The 22,055-nt window shown below is 66.9% G+C and carries 30 protein-coding genes; 28 read left to right on the forward strand and 2 right to left on the reverse strand.

What is annotated here, in order from left to right; translation table 11 throughout:
• Positions 1 to 12 precede the first annotated feature (12 nt).
• From rplN to T8T21_RS12535, 20 genes are all read left to right on the forward strand, one after another.
• Complete coding sequence (rplN, locus tag T8T21_RS12440) at positions 13 to 381, forward strand: 50S ribosomal protein L14 (RefSeq protein WP_017928025.1); 369 nt, start codon at positions 13 to 15, stop codon at positions 379 to 381.
• Positions 381 to 686, forward strand: a complete 306-nt coding sequence (rplX, locus tag T8T21_RS12445; RefSeq protein WP_085894974.1) for a 50S ribosomal protein L24 — start codon at positions 381 to 383, stop codon at positions 684 to 686. Before rplN ends, rplX begins: the two co-directional genes overlap by 1 nt.
• Positions 686 to 1,249: a 50S ribosomal protein L5 gene (gene rplE / locus T8T21_RS12450; protein ID WP_183469876.1), complete on the forward strand. Its 564-nt coding sequence runs from the start codon at positions 686 to 688 to the stop codon at positions 1,247 to 1,249. Before rplX ends, rplE begins: the two co-directional genes overlap by 1 nt.
• Before the next feature lie 21 nt (positions 1,250 to 1,270).
• Positions 1,271 to 1,576 (forward strand): 30S ribosomal protein S14, encoded by a 306-nt coding sequence (gene rpsN, locus T8T21_RS12455; RefSeq protein ID WP_017928028.1) that lies wholly within the window; start codon positions 1,271 to 1,273, stop codon positions 1,574 to 1,576.
• Positions 1,577 to 1,589: 13 nt separating this feature from the next.
• A complete protein-coding gene (gene rpsH, locus T8T21_RS12460) occupies positions 1,590 to 1,982 on the forward strand; it encodes a 30S ribosomal protein S8 (protein ID WP_183469874.1) in 393 nt (130 codons plus the stop codon).
• 12 nt (positions 1,983 to 1,994) lie between these two features.
• A complete protein-coding gene (gene rplF, locus T8T21_RS12465; RefSeq protein WP_183469872.1) occupies positions 1,995 to 2,528 on the forward strand; it encodes a 50S ribosomal protein L6 in 534 nt (177 codons plus the stop codon).
• Between the two features lie 12 nt (positions 2,529 to 2,540).
• The gene (gene rplR / locus T8T21_RS12470) at positions 2,541 to 2,900 is read left to right on the forward strand and encodes a 50S ribosomal protein L18 (RefSeq protein WP_183469870.1); all 360 of its coding nucleotides are present in this window, start codon (positions 2,541 to 2,543) and stop codon (positions 2,898 to 2,900) included.
• An 11-nt stretch (positions 2,901 to 2,911) separates the two neighbouring features.
• A complete protein-coding gene (gene rpsE, locus T8T21_RS12475; protein ID WP_021693348.1) occupies positions 2,912 to 3,469 on the forward strand; it encodes a 30S ribosomal protein S5 in 558 nt (185 codons plus the stop codon).
• An 11-nt stretch (positions 3,470 to 3,480) separates the two neighbouring features.
• On the forward strand, positions 3,481 to 3,666 hold the full coding sequence (rpmD, locus tag T8T21_RS12480; RefSeq protein WP_183469868.1) for a 50S ribosomal protein L30: 186 nt from the start codon (positions 3,481 to 3,483) through the stop codon (positions 3,664 to 3,666).
• A 229-nt stretch (positions 3,667 to 3,895) separates the two neighbouring features.
• Complete coding sequence (locus T8T21_RS12485) at positions 3,896 to 4,534, forward strand: DUF1326 domain-containing protein (RefSeq protein ID WP_322335812.1); 639 nt, start codon at positions 3,896 to 3,898, stop codon at positions 4,532 to 4,534.
• Positions 4,527 to 5,321: a DUF2182 domain-containing protein gene (locus T8T21_RS12490; RefSeq protein WP_322335813.1), complete on the forward strand. Its 795-nt coding sequence runs from the start codon at positions 4,527 to 4,529 to the stop codon at positions 5,319 to 5,321. Before T8T21_RS12485 ends, T8T21_RS12490 begins: the two co-directional genes overlap by 8 nt.
• Before the next feature lie 136 nt (positions 5,322 to 5,457).
• Positions 5,458 to 5,934, forward strand: coding sequence for a 50S ribosomal protein L15 (rplO, locus tag T8T21_RS12495; RefSeq protein WP_183469864.1), 477 nt, complete (start codon positions 5,458 to 5,460; stop codon positions 5,932 to 5,934).
• A 106-nt stretch (positions 5,935 to 6,040) separates the two neighbouring features.
• Complete coding sequence (gene secY / locus T8T21_RS12500) at positions 6,041 to 7,414, forward strand: preprotein translocase subunit SecY (RefSeq protein ID WP_322335814.1); 1,374 nt, start codon at positions 6,041 to 6,043, stop codon at positions 7,412 to 7,414.
• On the forward strand, positions 7,411 to 8,076 hold the full coding sequence (locus T8T21_RS12505; RefSeq protein WP_183469860.1) for an adenylate kinase: 666 nt from the start codon (positions 7,411 to 7,413) through the stop codon (positions 8,074 to 8,076). Before secY ends, T8T21_RS12505 begins: the two co-directional genes overlap by 4 nt.
• Positions 8,077 to 8,289: 213 nt before the next feature.
• Positions 8,290 to 8,658 (forward strand): 30S ribosomal protein S13, encoded by a 369-nt coding sequence (gene rpsM / locus T8T21_RS12510; protein WP_183469858.1) that lies wholly within the window; start codon positions 8,290 to 8,292, stop codon positions 8,656 to 8,658.
• Between the two features lie 12 nt (positions 8,659 to 8,670).
• Entirely contained in the window at positions 8,671 to 9,063 is a 393-nt protein-coding gene (gene rpsK / locus T8T21_RS12515) for a 30S ribosomal protein S11 (RefSeq protein ID WP_072780049.1), read from the forward strand.
• Positions 9,064 to 9,178: 115 nt separating this feature from the next.
• Positions 9,179 to 10,195 carry a DNA-directed RNA polymerase subunit alpha gene (locus tag T8T21_RS12520; RefSeq protein WP_085895441.1) on the forward strand — a complete coding sequence of 339 codons (1,017 nt, stop codon included), beginning with the start codon at positions 9,179 to 9,181 and terminating at the stop codon, positions 10,193 to 10,195.
• 114 nt (positions 10,196 to 10,309) lie between these two features.
• Positions 10,310 to 10,729: a 50S ribosomal protein L17 gene (rplQ, locus tag T8T21_RS12525; RefSeq protein WP_183469856.1), complete on the forward strand. Its 420-nt coding sequence runs from the start codon at positions 10,310 to 10,312 to the stop codon at positions 10,727 to 10,729.
• A 144-nt stretch (positions 10,730 to 10,873) separates the two neighbouring features.
• Positions 10,874 to 11,485, forward strand: a complete 612-nt coding sequence (locus tag T8T21_RS12530) for an autoinducer binding domain-containing protein (protein ID WP_322335815.1) — start codon at positions 10,874 to 10,876, stop codon at positions 11,483 to 11,485.
• Between the two features lie 76 nt (positions 11,486 to 11,561).
• Positions 11,562 to 12,914 carry a replication-associated recombination protein A gene (locus tag T8T21_RS12535; RefSeq protein WP_322335816.1) on the forward strand — a complete coding sequence of 451 codons (1,353 nt, stop codon included), beginning with the start codon at positions 11,562 to 11,564 and terminating at the stop codon, positions 12,912 to 12,914.
• A gap of 3 nt (positions 12,915 to 12,917) precedes the next feature.
• Here the strand turns inward: T8T21_RS12535 and T8T21_RS12540 are convergent, their stop codons facing one another.
• Entirely contained in the window at positions 12,918 to 13,721 is an 804-nt protein-coding gene (locus tag T8T21_RS12540; RefSeq protein ID WP_322335817.1) for a sterol desaturase family protein, read from the reverse strand.
• A 22-nt stretch (positions 13,722 to 13,743) separates the two neighbouring features.
• Positions 13,744 to 14,040, reverse strand: a complete 297-nt coding sequence (locus T8T21_RS12545; protein WP_322335818.1) for a putative quinol monooxygenase — start codon at positions 14,038 to 14,040, stop codon at positions 13,744 to 13,746.
• Between the two features lie 186 nt (positions 14,041 to 14,226).
• Here T8T21_RS12545 and T8T21_RS12550 point away from each other — a divergent pair, with 186 nt between their 5' ends.
• From T8T21_RS12550 to T8T21_RS12585, 8 genes are all read left to right on the forward strand, one after another.
• A complete protein-coding gene (locus T8T21_RS12550; protein ID WP_322335819.1) occupies positions 14,227 to 14,580 on the forward strand; it encodes a fluoride efflux transporter FluC in 354 nt (117 codons plus the stop codon).
• Complete coding sequence (locus T8T21_RS12555) at positions 14,577 to 15,635, forward strand: RluA family pseudouridine synthase (protein ID WP_322335820.1); 1,059 nt, start codon at positions 14,577 to 14,579, stop codon at positions 15,633 to 15,635. Before T8T21_RS12550 ends, T8T21_RS12555 begins: the two co-directional genes overlap by 4 nt.
• A complete protein-coding gene (locus tag T8T21_RS12560; protein ID WP_322335821.1) occupies positions 15,632 to 16,306 on the forward strand; it encodes an HAD-IA family hydrolase in 675 nt (224 codons plus the stop codon). Before T8T21_RS12555 ends, T8T21_RS12560 begins: the two co-directional genes overlap by 4 nt.
• On the forward strand, positions 16,303 to 17,010 hold the full coding sequence (locus tag T8T21_RS12565) for an ATP12 family chaperone protein (RefSeq protein ID WP_322335822.1): 708 nt from the start codon (positions 16,303 to 16,305) through the stop codon (positions 17,008 to 17,010). Before T8T21_RS12560 ends, T8T21_RS12565 begins: the two co-directional genes overlap by 4 nt.
• 229 nt (positions 17,011 to 17,239) lie before the next feature.
• Positions 17,240 to 18,259, forward strand: a complete 1,020-nt coding sequence (locus T8T21_RS12570) for an amino acid ABC transporter substrate-binding protein (RefSeq protein WP_183469841.1) — start codon at positions 17,240 to 17,242, stop codon at positions 18,257 to 18,259.
• 133 nt (positions 18,260 to 18,392) lie between these two features.
• Positions 18,393 to 19,922: an ABC transporter permease subunit gene (locus T8T21_RS12575; protein WP_322335823.1), complete on the forward strand. Its 1,530-nt coding sequence runs from the start codon at positions 18,393 to 18,395 to the stop codon at positions 19,920 to 19,922.
• Between the two features lies 1 nt (position 19,923).
• Entirely contained in the window at positions 19,924 to 21,240 is a 1,317-nt protein-coding gene (locus T8T21_RS12580) for an amino acid ABC transporter permease (protein ID WP_183469837.1), read from the forward strand.
• A 10-nt stretch (positions 21,241 to 21,250) separates the two neighbouring features.
• Positions 21,251 to 22,051, forward strand: a complete 801-nt coding sequence (locus T8T21_RS12585) for an amino acid ABC transporter ATP-binding protein (protein ID WP_281372258.1) — start codon at positions 21,251 to 21,253, stop codon at positions 22,049 to 22,051.
• The last annotated feature ends 4 nt before the right edge of the window (positions 22,052 to 22,055 follow it).

The raw sequence follows: 22,055 nt of genomic DNA on the forward strand, positions 1-22,055 counted from the left end.
CGGGAGAAACCCATGATCCAGATGCAGACCAATCTGGATGTCGCTGACAACTCCGGCGCACGCCGGGTGCAGTGCATCAAGGTCCTCGGCGGTTCGCACCGCCGGTATGCGTCGGTCGGCGACATCATCGTGGTGTCCGTCAAGGAAGCGATCCCCCGTGGCCGCGTGAAGAAAGGTGACGTCCGCAAGGCCGTCGTCGTGCGCACCGCCAAGGAAGTTCGTCGCGAAGACGGCACCTCGATCCGCTTCGACCGCAACGCGGCCGTCATTCTCAACAACAACAACGAGCCGGTCGGCACCCGTATCTTCGGGCCGGTGGTTCGTGAGCTGCGCGCGAAGAACTTCATGAAGATCATCTCGCTCGCGCCGGAGGTGCTGTAATGGCTGCCAAACTCCGCAAAGGTGACAAGGTCGTCGTCCTGACCGGCAAGGACAAGGGCAAGACCGGCGAGATCCAGTCCGTCGACCCCAAGGCCGGCAAGGCCGTGGTCGAGGGGATCAACGTCGCGATCCGCCACGTCAAGCAGAGCCAGACCGACCAGGGTGGCCGTCAGCCGAAGGCGATGCCGATCCAGCTGTCGAACCTGGCCATCGTCGATGCCAACGGCAAACCGGCCCGCGTCGGCTTCCGCGAGGAAGACGGCAAGAAGGTGCGTTTCGCCAAAACCACCGGGGACGTGATCTGATGCTCGATACCGCGAACTATACCCCGCGTCTCAAGGCGACCTTCGCCAGCGAGATCAAGGCCAAGCTCAAGGAAGAGTTCGGCTACAAGAACGACATGCAGATCCCGCGCCTGGACAAAATCGTCCTGAATATCGGCGCCGGGGCCGAGGCCGTCCGCGATTCCAAGAAAGCCAAGTCCGCCCAGGACGATCTTTCGACCATCGCCGGTCAGCGCGCCGTCGTCACCAAGGCCAAGAAGTCGATCGCCGGCTTCCGCGTCCGCGAGGACATGCCGCTCGGTGCGAAGGTGACCCTGCGTGGCGACCGGATGTATGAATTCCTCGACCGCCTGATCACCGTGGCGATGCCCCGGATCCGCGACTTCCGCGGCGTCCCCGGCAAGAGCTTCGACGGCCGTGGCAACTACGCCATGGGCCTGAAGGAGCACATCGTGTTCCCGGAGATCAACTTCGACAAGGTCGATGAGGTCTGGGGCATGGACATCATCATCTGCACCACCGCGAAGACCGACGCGGAAGCGAAGGCGCTGTTGAAGCATTTCAACATGCCGTTCAACAGCTGATCCGCGGGAGGAAAGAGAGATATGGCCAAGAAATCCATGATCGAACGCGAGAAGAAGCGCGAGCGTCTGGTGGCGCAGTATGCCGCCAAGCGCGCCGAGCTCAAGGCGATCGCGAACGACAAAGACAAGCCCGTGGAAGAGCGCTTCAAGGCGAACCTGAAGCTCGCGCAACTGCCGCGCAACAGCTCGCCCACGCGTCTTCACAACCGCTGCCAGCTGACGGGGCGTCCGCACGCCTATTACCGCAAGCTGAAACTCAGCCGGATCATGCTGCGCGAGCTCGGCTCGAACGGGGAAATCCCCGGCATGGTCAAGTCGAGCTGGTAAGGAGGGTCCACAGATGAACGATCCCATCGGTGATATGCTGACCCGCATCCGCAACGCGCAGATGCGTCACAAGTCCACCGTCCTCACCCCCGCCTCCAAGCTCCGCGCCTGGGTGCTCGATGTCCTCGCGGACGAGGGCTACATCCGCGGCTACGAGAAGGTGACCGGCAAGGACGGCCACCCGGCGCTCGAGATCAGCCTGCGCTACTACGAGGGCGCCCCGGTGATCCGCGAGCTCAAGCGCGTCTCCAAGCCGGGCCGTCGCGTCTACATGAGCGTCAAGGACCTGCCGGCACCGCGCCAGGGTCTGGGCGTCTCGATCGTCTCCACGCCCCGCGGCGTGATGTCGGATGCCAACGCGCGCGCTGCCAATGTCGGCGGCGAAGTGCTCTGCACCGTATTCTAAGGAGGGTCCGGAATGTCTCGTATCGGCAAACGCCCGGTCGCCCTGCCCAGCGGCGTGACCGCCAACGTCTCCGGCCAGACGGTCGAAGTGAAGGGGCCCAAGGGCACCCGCAGCTTCACCGCCACCGATGACGTCACACTCAAGCTCGAGGATGGCGCGATCAGCGTCACCCCGCGCGGCCTGTCGAAGCGTTCGCGCCAGCAGTGGGGCATGTCCCGCTCGATGGTTCAGAACCTCGTCACTGGTGTCTCCGAGGGCTTCAAGAAAGAGCTCGAGATCCAGGGCGTCGGCTACCGTGCCCAGATGCAGGGCAACACCCTGAAGCTGGCGCTCGGCTACAGCCACGACGTGAACTTCGAGGTGCCCCAGGGCGTCACGGTTACGGCGCCCAAGCAGACCGAGATCGTGGTCGAGGGCATCGATCAGCAGCTCGTCGGTCAAGTCGCGGCCAACATCCGCGAGTGGCGCGCTCCCGAGCCCTATAAGGGCAAGGGCATCCGCTACAAGGGCGAGTTCATCTTCCGCAAGGAAGGCAAGAAGAAGTAAGGACGCGAAAAAATGGCAAACAGCAAACGGGATCTGTTCCTGAAGCGCCGTCAGCGCGTCCGGAGCAAGCTGCGCAAGGTCAACGCCGGGCGTCCGCGCCTCAGCGTGCACCGCAGCAACAAGAACATCAGCGTGCAGCTGATCGACGACGTCAACGGCGTCACTCTCGCCTCGGCCTCCTCGCTCGAGAAGGATCTGGGCATCGTCGGGAAGAACAACGTCGAGGCGGCCGCCAAGGTCGGTGCGGCGATCGCGGAGCGTGCGAAGAAGGCCGGCGTGACCGAAGCCTATTTCGATCGCGGCGGCTTCCTGTTCCACGGCAAGGTCAAGGCGCTCGCTGACGCGGCCCGTGACGCCGGCCTGAAGATCTGAGGAGACGTAACATGGCAGAACGTGACAACCGTCGCCGCGACCGCGACGAGAACCCGGAATTCGCCGATCGTCTCGTGGCGATCAACCGGGTCTCGAAGACCGTCAAGGGCGGCAAGCGCTTCGGCTTCGCGGCGCTCGTCGTCGTCGGGGACCAGAAGGGCCGCGTCGGCTTCGGCAAGGGCAAGGCCAAGGAGGTCCCCGAGGCCATCCGCAAGGCCACCGAGCAGGCACGTCGCAACCTGATCCGCGTGCCGCTGCGCGAGGGTCGGACCCTGCACCACGACATGGAAGGCCGCCACGGCGCCGGCCGCGTCGTGATGCGTGCCGCTCCGGCGGGTACCGGCATCATCGCCGGCGGCCCGATGCGTGCGGTGTTCGAGATGCTGGGCCTGCAGGACGTCGTGTCCAAGTCGCTCGGCTCGCAGAACCCGTACAACATGATCCGCGCCACGCTGGACGGCCTCCGCGCCGAGCAGTCGCCGCGTGCGGTCGCCCAGCGTCGCGGCAAGAAGGTCGCCGACATTCTGCGCAAGCCCGAAGAGGCCGGCGCCGAAGTCGCCGAAGCCTGAGGAGAGCGGACATGGCAACCATCGTCGTCAAGCAGATCGGCTCGCCGATCCGCCGCCCCGCCATCCAGCGCGCGACGCTGAAGGGTCTGGGGCTCAACAAGATGCACCGCACCCGTGAGCTCGAGGACACCCCCTCGGTCCGCGGCATGGTGAATTCGATCCCGCACCTCGTGCAGATCATCGAAGAAAAGGCCTGAGCCACGGGCTCGGCGCAGATGGAAGGGGCGTCGCGGGAAACCGCGGCGCCCCTTTCGCATGCGGCCCGTCCCGCCACCCTCCCGCGACTCGGGCGGGGCTGCTATGATGCGGCGAGGTCGCGGCAATGGCGGACGTCCTGCCCGGACCTGATCCCGAGTTGCGCCGCCCCGTCTCGGCCCGTGTCCCGCCGCCCCATGCAGGGCGGCTTCCGCAACGGGGGAGGGGGCCATGATCGATTGGTCCATCGAGGGGGAATCCTTCGGTAACTGCAACTGCGCCTATGGATGTCCCTGCCAGTTCGAGGATCTTCCGACGCACGGCCATTGCCGGGGCTTCGAGGTGCTGCGGATCGAGCGCGGCCATTTTGCCGAGACCCGGCTCGACGGGCTCCTTGTCGCGCTGCTCTATGCCTGGCCGGGTCCGATCTTCGAGGGTCGCGGGGAATTGCAGGCGGTGATCGACGAGCGCGCCGACGCGGATCAGCGCGCGGCGCTGGAGCGGGTGCTTCATGGCGGCGAGACCGCCGAGGCCGCGACGCATTGGTGGGTGTTCCGGGCGATGTCCGACGTGGTGTACCCGACGCTGTATCGCCCGATCGAGCTCGAACTCGACATCGACGCGCGACGGGCACGGGCCACGATCCCCGGTGTCCTGACCGGGGAGGGGCGGCCGATCATGCCGCCGCATTCCGATGGCGAGCACCGGGTGCGGATCCAGATCCCGGGCGGCATCGAGTTCGAGACTGCCGAGATCGGCAGCGCCACCTCGCGCAGCGGCACCGACAGCGCCATCTCGCTCGACCTGACCGACAGCTACGGCCAGTTCAACCGGCTGCACCACAATGGAGAGGGCGTCGTGCATGGCTGAGGCCGCAGCGGACCGCCTCGTGCCCTTGCTCAGACGTGACCGGCTGATCTGCGGCACCCTGCTGGCCGCGGTCTGCGCGCTGGCTTGGGTCTATACGCTGGCGGGTGCAGGCCTTGGGCCCCCGTTTCGAGGCATGGCTCCGGCCCCGGGTGAAGGCGCCGGCTCCGCTGCCATGGGGTGGAGCCTGTCGCATGGCGCGCTGATGCTCGCGATGTGGTGGGTGATGATGGTGGCGATGATGTTGCCATCGGCCGTGCCGGTGATCCTGCTCGCCGCCGCGCTGAACCGCCGCGCGACCGGTCGCGCCCCGTTCTCCGCCACGGCAGTGTTCGTCGCGGGCTACCTGCTGGCCTGGCTCGGCTTCAGCCTCGCGGCGGTGGTGGCGCAGGCGGCGCTGGCCGAGGTTCGCTGGCTCGGTTCCGGCATGGCGAGTGCGAGCGGGGTGCTGAGTGGCGGGCTGCTGCTGGCTGCCGGGGCGTGGCAGTTCACCCCGGCGAAACGCGCCTGCCTGCGGCATTGCCGCTCGCCGGTGGACTGGCTCATCCGCCACCGGGGCCGTGGCTGGCGCGGCGCGCTGGCGATCGGAGTGGGCCATGGCGGCTATTGTTCTGGCTGCTGCTGGGCGCTGATGGCGCTTCTCTTCGTGGGCGGCGTTATGAACCCCCTCTGGATCGCCGGGTTGGCGCTGCTGGTGCTGGTCGAGAAGCTGGCGCCGCGCGGCCCGGCACTGGGGCGGATCACCGGCCTGATCCTACTCATGTCGGGGGGCGTCGTTCTCCTGCCGTGAGGTAGGACGCTTGAAACTTGGCGCAGGCGGTCGTATACGCCGCCGGTGGCCCGATTGCGGGTCCCGAATCCGTACATAAAAGCCGCGTTTGCCCGTTCCGTCGCTGGGGGGCAGTTCCGGCACAAGGAGAAGCGACATGAAACTCAACGAACTGCGCGACAATCCGGGCGCGACCAAGAAAGCCAAGCGCGTCGGCCGTGGTCCGGGCTCCGGCACCGGCAAGATGGGTGGCCGTGGTATCAAGGGTCAGAAATCCCGTTCGGGCGTGGCCATCAAGGGCTACGAGGGCGGCCAGATGCCGCTCTACCAGCGTCTGCCCAAGCGCGGCTTCAACAAGCCGAACCGCCGCGAATACGCTGTCGTGAACCTCGGCCTTATCCAGAAGTTCATCGACGCCGGCAAGATCGACGCCGCTCAGGACATCACCGAGGACGCGCTGATCGCGTCGGGCCTGGTCCGTCGCAAGCGTGACGGCATCCGCGTGCTGTCCAAGGGCGAGTTCACCGCCAAGGCCAACATCGCCGTGACCGGCGCCTCCAAGGGCGCGATCGAGGCGGTCGAGAAGGCCGGTGGCAAGCTCACCGTCACCGCCCCGGCGGCCGCCGCCGAATAATCGGTGGCCGGGGGGCCTTGCGCTCCCCGCCCCCGTCACCGACTGTTCCCGCGCCGCCGACCGGAAGATCCCGGTTTGGCGGCGCTGACATGACAAGAGAGCCCCGATGGCATCAGCAGCAGAACAGATGGCCGCCAACATGAGCTGGGGGGCCTTCGGCAAGGCCACCGAGCTCCGTCAGCGGATCCTCTTCACGATCGGTCTCCTGATCGTCTACCGGCTCGGCACCTTCATCCCGGTTCCCGGGATCGATGGCGCCGCGCTGCGCAACTTCATGGAGAGCGCGGCCTCCGGCATCGGCGGCATCCTGTCGATGTTCACCGGCGGCGCGCTGTCGCGCATGGGCATCTTCGCCCTCGGCATCATGCCCTACATCTCCGCCTCGATCATCGTGCAGCTCATGGCCTCGATGTACGAGCCGCTGAAGCAGCTCAAGAAAGAGGGCGAGCAGGGCCGCAAGAAGATCAACCAGTACACCCGCTACTTCACCGTGGTGCTGGCGACCTTCCAGGCCTACGGCCTCGCCGTGAGCCTCGAGGCCGGCGACCTGGTCACCGATCCGGGCCTGTTCTTCCGTGCCTCGACGATGATCACCCTGGTGGGTGGCACCATGTTCCTGATGTGGCTGGGCGAGCAGATCACCGCCCGCGGCATCGGCAACGGCATCTCGCTGATCATCTTCGTCGGCATCATCGCCGAGATCCCGGCCGCGCTGGCGCAGTTCTTGAGCCAGGGCCGTTCGGGCGCGATCAGCCCGGCGGTGATCCTGCTGGTGATCGCGATGGTGATCGGGGTGCTGACCTTCGTGGTGTTCATGGAGCGCAGTCTCCGGAAGATCCACATCCAGTACCCGCGCCGTCAGGTCGGCATGAAGGTCTATGACGGCGGCTCCTCGCACCTGCCGATCAAGGTCAACCCGGCCGGCGTGATCCCCGCGATCTTTGCCTCGGCGCTGCTGCTGCTGCCGACCACGCTGTCGACCTTCTCGGGCGGCTCGACCGGTCCGATCATGTCGACGATCCTCGCCTATTTCGGGCCGGGCCAGCCGCTCTACCTGATCTTCTTCGCCGGCATGATCATCTTCTTCACCTACTTCTATACCCGGGAAGTGGCGTTCAAGACCGATGACGTGGCCGACAACCTGAAGAACCAGAACGGCTTCATCCCCGGCATCCGTCCCGGCAAGCGGACCTCGGAGTATCTCGAATACGTCCTCAACCGCATCCTGGTGCTGGGTTCGGCCTATCTGGCGCTGGTGGCGCTGCTGCCCGAGATCCTGCGCAGCCAGCTGGCGATCCCGTTCTACTTCGGCGGCACCTCGATCCTGATCATCGTTTCGGTCGGGATGGACACCATCCAGCAGGTGCAGAGCCATCTTCTGGCCCATCAGTACGAAGGGCTGATCGAGAAGTCGCAACTGCGCGGGAGACGCGCCGGCAAGACGAACAAGACCAAGGCGAGGGGGCCTGCACGTCGATGACCAACATCATTCTTCTGGGGCCGCCGGGCGCGGGCAAGGGCACGCAGGCCAAGCGGCTGGTCGAAGAGCGTGGCATGGTCCAGCTCTCCACCGGCGACATGCTGCGCGAGGCCCGCTCCTCCGGCACCGAGATGGGGCAGCGGGTCGCCGCCGTGATGGATCGCGGCGAGCTGGTCACCGACGAGATCGTCATCGGCCTGATCCGCGAGAAGCTGACCTCCGGCGCGGCGCATGGCGGCTACATCTTCGACGGCTTCCCGCGCACCCTAGCGCAGGCCGACGCGCTCGGCGCGCTGCTGTCGGAGCTGGGCCAGTCGCTCGACCACGTGATCGAGATGCGTGTCGATGACGAGGTGCTGGTCGCGCGGATCACCGGCCGGTCGACCTGCGGCAATTGCGGCGAGGTCTATCACGACGTGACCCGCCCGGTGCCCGCCGATGGCAAGTGCGTCAATTGCGGCTCGACCGAGATCAAGCGTCGCGCCGACGACAACGAGGACGCGCTGCGCACCCGGCTCTTGGCTTACTACAAGCAGACCTCGCCGCTGATCGGCTATTACCATGCCAAGGGTCAGCTCGAGAGCGTCAACGGTCTGGCCGCGATCGAGGCGGTCGCCGCCGAGATCTCCGGACTGCTGGGCAGCCAGACTCAGGACGCCTGAGCGCGGCGTCCGGGCGGAACGGCCGGGGGGCTTGACCCTCCGCCGATCCGCCCATAGACAGCCCCATCCCGAAAGGGAATCATTTCGCGCGCGTACACGGGTCGCTCCCGCCGCCCGCGCGGATCACCTCGCAGGATGCGGCCCGGATCTTCCGGGCCTCAGTTGTGAAAAAAGGCTCCGGCATCACGGAGCCGCAACGAAAGGACGCTAAACGTGGCACGTATTGCCGGCGTGAACATCCCGACCGCGAAGCGGGTTCCGATCGCCCTCACCTACATCACCGGTATCGGTGACAGCACCGCCCGCCAGATCTGCGAAGCCGTCGGCATCGACGTGACCCGTCGGGTCAACGATCTCTCCGACGCCGAGGTCCTGGCGATCCGCGAGCACATCGACGCCAACCTCACCGTGGAAGGCGACCTGCGTCGCGAGACCACGATGAACATCAAGCGCCTGATGGATCTCGGCTGCTACCGTGGCCTGCGCCACCGTCGCAACCTGCCGGTCCGCGGCCAGCGTACCCACACCAACGCTCGCACCCGCAAAGGCCCCGCGAAGGCCATTGCCGGCAAGAAGAAATAAGGGGACGCATCCATGGCACGTGATACCCGTCGCGGAGGCAAGAAGAAGGTCTCCAAGAACATCGCCGCAGGCGTGGCGCATGTGAACAGCTCGTTCAACAACACCAAGATCCTGATCTCGGACGTGCAGGGCAACGCGATCTCCTGGTCGTCCGCCGGCACCATGGGCTTCAAGGGCTCGCGCAAGTCGACCCCCTATGCCGCCCAGCTCGCCGCCGAAGACGCGGGCCGCAAGGCGCAGGAACACGGCGTGAAGACGCTGGAAGTCGAAGTGCAGGGCCCCGGTTCGGGCCGCGAGAGCGCGCTGCGCGCCCTGGCTGCCGTCGGCTTCAACATCACGTCGATCCGCGACGTGACGCCGATCGCCCACAACGGCTGCCGCCCGCCGAAGCGCCGCCGCGTCTGAGCCAGCACTACCTGTTCGGGGCCGCGCCTGTCTGCGCGGCCCCGAACCGTCATTTTGAAACCTCGGGCGTCCGGCTCTTCGGGACCATGGAGCACGGACAGGAATGGAGGGACGCATGATCCACAAGAATTGGGCCGAGCTGATCAAGCCGACGCAGCTCGACGTCAAGCCGGGCAACGATCCGGCGCGGCAGGCCACCGTGGTCGCCGAGCCGCTCGAGCGCGGCTTCGGCCTGACGCTGGGCAACGCGCTGCGCCGCGTGCTGATGTCGTCGCTCCAAGGTGCGGCCATCACCTCCGTCCAGATCGACAACGTGCTGCACGAGTTCTCCTCGATCTCGGGCGTCCGTGAAGACGTGACCGACGTGGTGCTGAACCTCAAGGGCGTCGCGATCCGCATGGAAGTCGAGGGCCCGAAGCGGCTTTCCGTCCAGGCGACCGGCCCCGGCGTCGTCACCGCCGGTGACATCTCCGAGAGCGCGGGCATCGAGATCCTCAACAAGGATCACGTGATCTGCCACCTCGACGATGGCGCCAACCTCTACATGGAGCTGACCGTCAACACCGGTAAGGGCTATGTCGCGGCCGACCGCAACAAGCCCGAGGACGCGCCGATCGGCATGATCGCCATCGACGCGATCTACTCGCCGGTCAAGAAGGTGTCCTACGACGTGCAGCCGACCCGTGAGGGTCAGGTGCTCGACTATGACAAGCTGACCATGAAGGTCGAGACCGACGGTTCGCTGACCCCGGACGACGCCGTGGCCTATGCCGCGCGCATCCTGCAGGACCAGCTGTCGATCTTCGTGAACTTCGACGAGCCGGAATCGGCCTCGGCCGGCGCGCTCGACGATGGTCTCGAGTTCAACCCGCTGCTGCTGAAGAAGGTCGACGAGCTCGAGCTGTCGGTGCGTTCGGCGAACTGCCTGAAGAACGACAACATCGTCTATATCGGCGACCTGATCCAGAAGACCGAAGCCGAGATGCTCCGCACCCCGAACTTCGGCCGCAAGTCGCTCAACGAGATCAAGGAAGTGCTCTCGGGCATGGGCCTGCATCTCGGCATGGACGTCGAGGACTGGCCGCCGGACAACATCGAAGACCTGGCCAAGAAGTTCGAAGACCAGTTCTGATCGATCTTCGGGGGCGGGTGACCGCCCCCGACACGACCCGGGCATCCCGCCCCAAGGAGAGTGGCCGACACGCATCGGCTGCCGGACAAAGCAAAACGCTATAGGAGACACCCAATGCGTCATGGAAGTGGCTACCGCCGCCTGAACCGTACCCACGAGCACCGCAAGGCGATGTTCGCGAACCTCGCCGGCTCGCTGATCGAGCACGAGCAGATCAAGACCACGCTGCCCAAGGCGAAAGACCTGCGCCGCGTGATCGAGAAGCTCGTGACTCTCGGCAAGCGCGGCGACCTGCATGCCCGCCGCCAGGCCGCGGCTCAGCTCAAGCAGGACGCCTACGTCGCCAAGCTGTTCGACATCCTCGGGCCGCGTTACGCCGACCGTCAGGGCGGCTATGTCCGCGTGCTGAAGGCCGGCTTCCGCTATGGTGACATGGCGCCGATGGCGATCATCGAGTTCGTCGACCGCGACGTCGACGCCAAGGGCGCCGCCGACCGCGCCCGGCTCGAGGCCGAGGACGCCGCTGCGGAGTGATAGGCTCCCCAGTACCAAGGCATAGCGCCCCACCCGAAAGGGTGGGGCGTTTTTGGTTATGGTCGCTGCGTCAATACGTTAGAGCTTTGGCACACGGCGTCTGAGGGGCTATCCCGGTAGGGAGCCAGCAGACCAAGGACCGGCATGTCTCCGAAAGTCGATATCGACAGCCATATCCAGGACCTCGAAGCACGCGCGCCGGGTGGGGCCTTCTTTGCCCTGCATATCCGCTTCGCCCTGCCGCTGATCAGCCATCAGAGTTTTCCGGAGGCTTGGGTCCGGCGCTACACCGAAGAGGCCTATGCGCTGCGCGACCCGGTGATCGCCTGGGGCTTCAGTACCACCGGTGCCTGCCGTTGGAGCGAGATCGAGCTGCCCGATCCGTTCGACATCTTCGGTCAGGCCCGCCGGTTCGGCATGGTCTATGGCGTGGCAGTGTCCTGCGGCCCGATGATGTCGCGCTCCATCGCATCGGCCTGCCGCGCGGATCGCGAGTTCACCGATGTGGAGATGGCCGAGATCGAGCGCATTCTCGCCCGCCTGCACGAGTTGACCGAGCCGCCCGGCCGCCTGACCAAGGCGCAGGTCGAGGCGTTGCGCTGCGTCGCCGCGGGCGACCGCCACGCCGCGGCGGCCGCGAAACTCGGTATCTCCGAGAGCGCCTTCAAGGCGCGCCTGTCGTCAGCCCGTGCCGCGTTGCTGGCGCGGACCACCACCGAAGCGGTGCAGCGGGCGAGGGACGCGCGGCTGATCTGATCGCGACCGGACACAAGATTTCGGCCGCGATACCAAATCCCTTGGCAGTTATCCACAGGCGCACTAGATTTGGGGCATGGCCGATCTGTTCGACAACTTGCCCGGTCTTGACCCGGCGCCTCCGCCCGCCAAGCCCGCGCCCGAACCGGCCGGGCATCGGCCGCTCGCGGATCGGCTGCGGCCCAAGACGCTGGGCGAGGTCATTGGCCAGGAGCAGGTGCTGGGACCCGAGGCGCCGCTTGGCGCGATGCTTGCCGCCGGTTCGCTGTCATCGCTGATCCTGTGGGGGCCGCCCGGCGTCGGCAAGACCACCATCGCGCGGCTGCTCGCCGACGCGACCGATCTCGCCTTCGTGCAGGTCAGCGCGATCTTCACCGGCGTCGCGGATCTCAAGAAGGTGTTCGAGGCGGCGAAACTCAGGCGCGGGCAGGGTCGGGCGACGCTCCTCTTCGTCGACGAGATCCACCGTTTCAACAAGGCGCAGCAGGACGGCTTCCTGCCGCATATGGAGGACGGGACGATCCTGCTGGTGGGCGCCACCACCGAGAACCCCTCCTTCGAGCTGAACGCCGCTCTCCTGAGCCGGGCGCAGGTGCTGGTGCTGGAGCGGCTCGACCTCGCGGATCTAGAGCGCCTCGCCCAGCGCGCTGAAAAGGAGTTGGGCCGGGCCCTGCCGCTCGACGGGGCCGCGCGCGAGGCGCTGCTCGGCATGGCCGATGGCGACGGGCGCGCCTTGCTCAACCTGATCGAGCAGGTCGCGGCATGGAAGACCGACACCCGCCTCGGGGTGGAGGCCCTGACCGCGCGCCTGATGAAGCGCGCCGCGAAATACGACAAGTCCGGCGACGAGCACTACAACCTGATATCTGCGCTGCACAAATCGGTGCGCGGCTCCGACCCCGATGCCGCGCTGTACTGGCTGGCGCGGATGCTGACCGGGGGCGAGGATCCGCGCTACCTCGCGCGGCGCATCACCCGCATGGCGGTCGAGGATATCGGTCTCGCCGATCCGCAGGCGCAGACGGTCTGCCTGCATGCCTGGGAGACCTATGAGCGGCTGGGCTCCCCCGAGGGCGAGCTGGCTCTGGGGCAGGCGGTGGTCTATCTGGCGCTCGCGCCGAAATCCAACGCGGGCTACGCCGCCTTCAAGGCGGCCATGGCCGAGGCCCGCAAGACCGGCTCCGAGCCGCCGCCCAAGCATATCCTCAACGCCCCGACCCGGCTGATGAAGGAACAGGGCTACGGCAAGGGATATGATTACGATCACGACGCCGAGGATGCCTTCTCCGGGCAGAACTACTTCCCCGAGGCGATGAAGCGCCCGGTCTATTACACGCCGGTCGATCGCGGGCATGAACGGGAGCTCAGGAAGCGGGTCGAGTTCTTCTCCGGGCTGCGCGAGAAGCGCCGCCGGGGCGAGGGGCGCTGAGCCTTAGCGCCGGCGCCACGGCTGCAGCAGCATCCGGTCGACCCAGAGGTCGCGCCGCGTGCGGAAACGGTCGATGCCCAGCGTCATCCCGAGATGTCCGCTCTTGGGTTGCGCGCGGTAGGTGCCAAGCAGCCGGTCCCACCAAGGCAGGTTGAAGCCGTAATTGCTGTTGGCCTCCTCGGGCAGAACCGAGTGATGCACCCGGTGCATGTCCGGCGTCACCACGATCCAGCGCAGCAGCCTATCGACGCGGGCGGGAATGTGGATGTTCGAATGGTTGAACATCGAGCTGGCGTTCAGCAGTACCTCGAAGATCAGCACCGCGATGGCCGGCGGGCCGAGCGCCGCGACCAGCCCCAGCTTCAGCCCCATCGACAACAGGATCTCGACCGGGTGAAACCGAACCCCCGTCGTCACATCGAATTCCAGATCGGCATGATGCATCCGGTGCAACCGCCACAGCGCGGGCACCGCGTGGAACAGCACGTGCTGGAGGTAGATCGCGAAATCGAGCACCACGACCGACAGCGGCACCGCGATCCAGCCCGGGGTGCCGAACGCGTTGAACAGGCCCCAGCCATGCTCCTCTGCCATCACCGCGAGGCCCACCGCCACGATCGGAAAGGCGATCCGCAGCGCCACCGCGTCGAGCGCCACCAGCGCGAGGTTGTTGGACCAGCGCAGCAGGCGCGGGATCTCGCGGCGGCGTCGCGGCGCGAGGAGTTCCCACAGCGCCATCGCCGCGAGTACCCCGAGAAAGGCGACGAGCCGGATCACCGGTTCGCGGGCAAGGAGCATCTCGTCCATCTGTCGGGAGACTCCGGGCCGTTCAGTCCAGCGTCGAGGCGACGCGGCTGATCGGCGTGGTCTTCGGCGGCGCGGTAAAGCGCGGCCGCGCGCCGTCGCGATAGGCGGCAAAGGCGCGGCTGTCGAGGAAGCGCTGCTTCGCGGCATCGTCCTCGAACTCCAGCACACCGATGAAGCGGGTCGGATCCGCGGTAGCGTAGCCGGTATAGCTGAAGCCCTCCACGCCTTCGGCCTTCAGGCCGGAGACGAGATCCTGCAGCGCCGCGGTCTGGGCCTCGGACTGGCCCTCGGCAAGGCTGTATTCGACGAGCAGTCCCATGGTCCCGATCCTTTGCAAGGCCGATTCGCCCCGGCGCGGGGCGGGCACGCCGATACTAGCACGGCCCCGGCGGAGCAGGGGCGCCCGCCCCACAGACCTCGCGTCACCGGGTCCGGGCAGGCCGTGCATCCCGGGTAGAAAGGGCCGACGCTTGACAAGCGGGGCCTGCCCAACGACACCGCGCGGATGATGACATCCCTTGCATTGGTGGCCCTTGGCGGCGCCGCAGGCGCGAGCCTGCGCTTTCTCGTCGGGCAGGCCGTGGTCTTCCCGATGGGCACCGTCGCGGTGAACATCGCCGGAAGCCTCGCCATCGGTGCGCTCTGGGTGCTGCTGGAGGGGCGCGCGTCGCAACTCGCGCCGCTCCTGATCACCGGGCTGCTGGGCGGCTTCACCACCTTTTCGGCCTTCTCGCTCGACGCGCTGCGGCTTGTCGAGGCGGGACGGGCCGGGGCAGCGCTGGCCTATGTGGCGGGATCAGTCATCTTCTCAATTGCGGCCTGCGCGGCGGGCCTGTGGATCGCAAGGAGCCTCGCATGAGCGGCGTGCAGACCATCACCGTGGGTGCGGACGAGGGCGACCAGCGGCTCGACCGCTGGCTCAAGCGGCACTTTCCGCATCTCGTCCAGACCCGGATCGAGAAAATGTGCCGCAAGGGCGAGCTTCGGGTCGATGGCGGCCGCGTGAAGCCCGCCACCCGGCTCGAGGTCGGCCAGAGCGTGCGCGTGCCCCCGATCCCCGAAGCGCATGAGGTCGAGAGCCGGCGCGTCGATCGCAGCCAGATCTCCAAGAAGGACGCGGAGATGATCCGCGGCTGCGTGATCTACCGTGACGACCACATCATCGCGATCAACAAGCCGGCAGGCCTGCCCACGCAGGGCGGTTCCGGCGTGGCGAAACATGTCGACGGGCTCGCGGAAGCGCTGCGCGACGGCTTCGAGGACAAGCCGCGCCTCGTGCACCGGCTCGACAAGGATACCTCCGGCGTGCTGCTGCTGGCGCGCACCCGCACCGCCGCTAAGGGGCTGACCGAGAACCTCAAGCACCGCGAGACGCGCAAGATCTATTGGGCTGCCGTCGCCGGCGTGCCGCAGCCGCGTGCCGGCACGATCAAGTACGGCCTTGTGAAGGCGATGGGGCATGGCAAGGGCGGCGAGGGCGAGAAGATGCAGTGCATCCACCCCGCCGAGGTCGACAAGACCCCGGGCGCCAAGCGCGCCGTGACCGATTTCGCGACGCTCAGCGCGCTCGGCCAGCGCGTGTCGTGGATGGCGCTCGTCCCGGTGACGGGCCGCACCCACCAGCTGCGCGCCCACATGGCCGAGATCGGCCACCCGGTGGTGGGCGACGGCAAGTATGGCGGCTCGAGCCAGGAAAATCTCGGCGATGGCTGGGGCGCTGGCTTGGGCGCGGAGATCGACCGCAAGCTGCACCTGCACGCCCGCTCGCTCAAGATCGAGCACCCCGTGACCAAGGCAATCCTGCAGATCGTGGCGCCCTTGCCCGAGCACATGGAGCGGACCTGGGACTTCTTCGGCTGGGACACGCGCGACGCGCCGATGGACCCGTTCGATCCGGACGAACTCGACGGATGAGCGAACTGCGGCTGGTGATCTTCGATGTCGACGGCACGCTCGTCGACAGCCAGCGCGACATCCTCGCGGCGATGGCCGAAGCCTTCGCCTCGGAGGGCCTCGCCATGCCCCCGCGCGAGCGGGTGCTGTCGGGGGTGGGGCTGTCGCTGCCCGAGACCTTCCTGCGCCTCGCGGGCGAGCAGGGGCCGGACAGCCGCACGCGCATGATCGCCGTCTACTGCACCGCCTATGCCGATCTGCGGCAGAAGCACGGCCCCGAGAGCAGCCCCTTCTATCCCGGCGCCCGCGCAGCGCTGGAAGGGCTGGCAGCGGAGCCTTACACGCTTCTGGCAGTCGCTACGGGCAAGTCGCGGCGCGGTCTCGACCGGCTGATCGAGGCGCATGGCCTCGAAGGGGTGTTCCACAGCCGGCAGACTGCCGATGACCATCCCTCCAAGCCGCACCCGGCCATGGTCCATGCGGCGCTGGACGAGACCGGCGTGGCGCCGCAGCGGGCGGTGATGATCGGCGACACCCGGTTCGACGTCGAGATGGCACGCGCCGCCGGCGTGGCCTCGATCGGTGTCGCTTGGGGCTATCAACCGGCGGCGGGGCTGGGCGCCGACCGCATCATCCACGACTGGGCCGGGCTTCGTCCCGCGCTCGACGATCTGACGGAGACGACCCGATGAGCGAATGGAAGGCCAAGCGCTTCTGGAAGCAGGCCAGCGCCACCCAGGCCGATGGCGGCTGGCAGGTGCTGCTCGATGGCCGCCCGGTCCGCACCCCGGCCAAGGCGGCGCTGCTGCTGCCTACGCAGGCACTGGCCGAGGCGGTCGCAGCGGAGTGGGGTGCCCAGGAAGAGCGGATCGACCCGCGCGCCATGCCCGCCACCCGTACCGCCAATTCGGCGATCGACAAGCTGGCGCTGCAGCGCGAGGAGGTGGCCGAGATGCTCGCTTCCTATGGCGGCTCGGACATGCTGTGCTACCGCGCCGAGACCCCGGCAGAGCTGGCCGCCCGGCAGGCCGCCGAATGGGATCCGCTGCTCGACTGGGCCGAGACGGCGTATGGCGCCCGGCTCCGGCCCACCGCCGGCATCATGCCGGTGACGCAGGACGCCGCGGCGCTGGAACGGCTGGCCGCGCCGGTGCGGGAGATGGAGCCCTTCGCGCTCGCCGCGTTCCACGACCTCGTGGCGCTGTCCGGCTCGCTGGTTCTGGCGCTGGCGGTGGTCGCCGATCGGCTCGATCCGGAAGAGGCCTGGCGGCTGTCCCGGATCGACGAGGAGTGGCAGATCGAGCAATGGGGCGAGGACGAGGAGGCCGAGGCAATGGCCCAGGTCAAACGCGCCGCCTTCCTCGACGCCGCGCGGTTCTGGAAACTGCTGCACTGAGCGCGAATCGCGACCCGGCAAAGCGCCCGGTTTTTCGGCAGCGGCGCCGCTTTACCCGGCGTCCGCGCCGTGACGTGACGGGGCGCAGCCCTTGACCCGATGGCAAATCATTGCCCAACTGGCGCGGTCGGGGCCGGCATGGTCCCTTCGACCCATCGGGCTCCGCGACACCGGAGCACCAGATTGCCGCCCCCGCCAAGAGGGGCCGCGACACAGGAAGAGGTTATTCATGAAGAAATCCGTACTCTTCGGCGCCCTGACCACCGCTGGTCTGGCCGCCGGAGCGGCGCAAGCCGCGACGCTCGACGATGTCAAGGAGCGTGGCGAGCTGAACTGCGGCGTGGTCACCGGCCTGGCCGGCTTCGGCGCGCCTGACGCCAACGGCGTCTGGGAAGGTTTCGACGTCGCCGTCTGCCGCGCCGTGGCCGCCGCCGTGCTGGGCGACCCGATGGCCGTCAACTTCGTGCCCACCACCGGTCAGACCCGCTTCACCGCGCTGGCCTCGGGCGAGATCGACATGCTCGCGCGTAACACCACCTGGACCTTCTCGCGCGACACCGATCTCAAGTTCGATTTCGTCGGCGTGAACTACTATGACGGCCAGGGCTTCATCGTGCCGACCGCGCTGGGCGTGTCCTCGGCCAAGGATCTCGACGGCGCCACGATCTGCATCCAGACCGGCACCACCACCGAGCTGAACCTCGCGGACTTCTTCCGCAACAACAACATCAGCTACGAGCCCGTCCCGGTCGAGACCAACGCCGAAGGCCAGCAGCAGTATCTGGCCGGTGCCTGCGACGCCTACACTACCGACGCGTCGGGCCTCGCCGCGACCCGTGCCACCTTCGAGAACCCGGGCGATCACGTGATCCTGCCCGAGATCATCTCCAAGGAGCCGCTCGGTCCGCTCGTGCGCCATGGCGACAACGAATGGGCCGACATCGTGCGCTGGACGCTCAACGCGCTGATCGCCGCCGAGGAATACGGCGTGACCTCTGCCAACGTGAACGAGCTGGCCTCGGCCCCGGGCACCAACCCCGAGGTGAACCGCCTGCTCGGCACCGAGGGCGAACTCGGCGGGATGATCGGCCTCGAGAACGACTGGGCCAAGAACGCGATCGCCGCCGGCGGCAACTACGGCGAGATCTTCGAGAAGAACATCGGCGAGAACACCCCGATCGGTCTGGCGCGCGGCCTGAACGCGCAGTGGACCAATGGTGGCCTGATCTACGCGCCGCCGTTCCGCTAAGCACATCGGGAGGGGCGGTCACGCCCCTCCCCACCAATCACGGACACGGCGCGAGGCGCCATCCTTCTCGCCGGACGGGCGCAGTCGGAGCAACCGGCGCGCAACTGTCGACGGGATCAACGGGGACCACCAGATGACAACGACCTCGGACGCTCCTCCGAAGGCCGGGTTCCGCCCGAGCCAGCTTATTTACGATACCCGCTACCGCTCCCTGACGATTCAGGTGATCGCCTTCATCGCGCTGATGCTTGGGCTGAGCTGGCTGGTATCGAACACGATCACCAACCTGTCCGCGCTGGGCAAGGATTTCGACTTCGGCTTCCTCGGCCAGCGCGCGGGTTACGACATCAACCAGCGCCTGATCGAATACGACAGCACCTCGACGCATGGCCGCGCCGCTCTGGTCGGCATCCTCAACACGCTGCTGATCGCGGTGCTGGGCTGCGTGCTCGCCACCATCGTCGGCGTCCTCGCCGGTGTGCTGCGCCTGTCCAAGAACTGGCTCGTCGCCAAGCTGATGGCCATCTATGTCGAGGGCTTCCGCAATATCCCCGTCCTGCTGTGGATCCTGCTGATCTTTGCTCTCATGACCGAGGCGACGCCGCAGCCGCGCGATTTCCGCGAGGGTGGCGATGCGTCGATGATCCTCGGTGACACCATCGCCATCACCAATCGCGGCGTGTTCATCCCGGCCCCGTTCTGGGGCGCGGGCGCGGGCATCCTGCTCGCGGTGTTCCTCGTCTCGCTGGTCGCGATCTTCTTCTGGCGGCGCTACGCGCATCGCACGCAGGAGCAGACCGGGCGCATCCTGCCGATCGGCTGGGGCACGCTGGGCCTGCTGATCGTCCCCACCGCCATCGCCTTCCTGGCGCTGGGCATGACCTCGGGCCGGGTGACGCAGCCCGTTCTGGCCACCGGCGCGACCGAGGGCATGACGCTCGCCGACTATGCGGAGAGCCAGCAGACGATCAACGCCTGCGCGGTGCCGTTCTCGACCGAGTCGCTGAACCTGCGCCGGCTGATGCGCAGCCAGGAGATCCGCTTCAACTACGTCGCCGTCGAGGATGCGGTGGGCGCGCTCACCGCGCTCGAGGCGGGCAACTGCAACATCCTGTCGCTGCCGGCCTCGGTCGATATTGCCACCGTGCCCGCCGGCGCCGTGGCGCTGTCCGACACGATCCGGCGCGGCATGCCGGTCGAGTTCGAGCGCCCCGTGCTGGGCGGCTTCAACTTCGAGGGCGGGCTGCAGCTCCGGAACTCGCTGATCGCGCTGTGGCTGGCGCTGTCGCTCTACACCGGTGCCTTCATCGCCGAGAACGTGCGCGGCGGCATCCTGTCGGTCTCCAAGGGCCAGACCGAGGCGGCCTTCGCGCTGGGCATCAAGCCCTCGCGCACCATGCGCCTCGTGATCCTGCCGCAGGCGCTGCGCGTGATCATCCCGCCGATGATCTCGCAATATCTCAACCTCACCAAGAACTCGTCGCTGGCAATCGCGGTGGGCTACATGGACGTGCGCTCGACACTGGGCGGCATCACCATCAACCAGACCGGCAAGGAGCTGGAGGGGATGCTGTTGCTGGGGCTGTTCTATCTGGTCACCAGCCTGATCATCTCGAGCGCCATGAACCTCTACAATTCCCGCGTGAAGCTGAAGGAGCGCTGAGATGTCGGATACGCATTCCCAGACCGTCCCCTTCGTGCGCGAAACCATGATCCCGCAGGCCGAGCCCCCCGTGGGCAACCGCGGCGTGATCCTCTGGATGCGCGAGAACCTGTTCTCGGGCTGGTTCAACATCATCACCACGCTGATCTCGCTCTACGTGATCTGGTGGGCGCTGTCGCACACCATGCCTTGGGTCTTCCGGGGCATCTGGAACGCCTCGTCGCTCACCGAATGCCGGGCGATCCGCGACGCCACCCTGCCCGAGGGGACCTCGGCCGCCTGCTGGGCGGTGCTGACCGATCGCTGGCAGCAGCTGCTGTTCGGCTTCTACCCGCGTGAGCTCTACTGGCGGCCGGTGCTGTCGCTGGTCATCTTCCTCGTCGCCATCGCGCCGGTGCTGTTCCCCCGCGTGCCGCGCGGGGCGCTGCTCTTCACGGCGGTCTCGCCCTTCGTGATGTTCTGGCTGCTCTGGGGCGGTACGGCGTGGTTCCCGATTTCGATCGGCCTCGGCTTCGTGCTAGGTTGGGCGGCCTGGCGGGCGCTGGCGCCGATGGCGGGCACGCTCGTCGCCTCAATCGTCGCGGTGGCGTTGCCGATCGTCTACTGGCTCTACACCGCCGGCCCGCTGGCGCGGGAGCTGGAGCAGGTGATCCCATTCCGGATGGAATACGTCTCGAGCCAGGATTTCGGCGGCTTCATGCTGTCCTTCATCATCGGCATCGCCGGGATCATCCTGTCGCTGCCGCTGGGTATCCTGCTGGCGCTGGGACGGCAGTCGGACCTGTTCATCATCAACAAGATCTCGGTCGGCTTCATCGAGATCATCCGCGGCGTGCCGCTGATCGTCTGGCTGTTCACCGCCTCCTTGCTGCTGAACTACTTCCTGCCGCCGGGCACCAATTTCGACCTGATGCTGCGGGTCATCATCATGGTGACGCTGTTCGCGGCGGCCTACATCGCCGAGGTGGTCCGTGGCGGCCTCGCGGCGCTACCCAAGGGCCAGTACGAGGGCGCCGACAGCCTCGGCCTCTCCTACTGGCAGTCGATGCGGCTGATCATCCTGCCGCAGGCGCTCAAGATCTCGATCCCGGGCATCGTCAACACCTTCATCGGCCTGTTCAAGGACACGACGCTGGTGGTGTTCATCGGCCTGCTCGACCCGATCGGCCTGTCGAACGCGATCCGCGCCTCGACCGAGTGGAACGGCATCTACTGGGAGCTCTTCGTCTTCATCGGTCTGCTGTTCTTCATCTGCTGCTTCAGCATGTCCCGCTATTCGCTGTACCTGGAGAAAAAGCTCCAGCGCGGCCACAACTGAGGAGGCTGCCATGACGGACCTCGCCAACACCACCGCCGAACGCACCATCGATCGCAGCCACATGCAGGTCTCCGACGAGGTGGCGATCGAGATCTCGCAGATGAACAAGTGGTACGGCTCGTTCCACGTGCTGCGCGACATCGACCTCACCGTCTATCGCGGCGAGCGGATCGTGATCTGCGGGCCCTCGGGCTCGGGCAAGTCGACCCTGATCCGCTGCATCAACCGGCTCGAAGAGCACCAGTCGGGCAAGATCGTCGTCGACGGGATCGAGCTGACCTCGGATCTCAAGAACATCGACAAGATCCGCTCCGAGGTCGGGATGTGCTTCCAGCACTTCAACCTCTTCCCGCATCTGACCATCCTCGAGAACTGCACCCTCGCGCCGATCTGGGTCCGCAAGACGCCCAAACGCGAGGCCGAGGAGATCGCGATGCATTTCCTGGAAAAGGTGAAGATCCCCGACCAAGCGCACAAGTACCCGGGCCAGCTCTCCGGCGGCCAGCAGCAGCGCGTGGCGATCGCCCGCTCGCTGTGCATGAAGCCGCGGATCATGCTCTTCGACGAGCCGACCTCGGCGCTCGATCCGGAGATGATCAAGGAAGTGCTCGACACCATGATCGAGCTCGCCGAGGAGGGGATGACCATGCTCTGCGTGACCCACGAGATGGGCTTCGCGCGGCAGGTCGCCAACCGGGTGATCTTCATGGACCAGGGCCAGATCGTCGAGCAGAACGAGCCGGAGGCCTTCTTCAAGGCGCCGAAATCCGACCGGACCAAGCTGTTCCTCAGCCAGATCCTCGGTCACTGAGCGA

It is taken from the genome of Limimaricola variabilis (genome assembly GCF_034371605.1).
Taxonomy (GTDB): Bacteria; Pseudomonadota; Alphaproteobacteria; order Rhodobacterales; family Rhodobacteraceae; genus Limimaricola; species Limimaricola variabilis.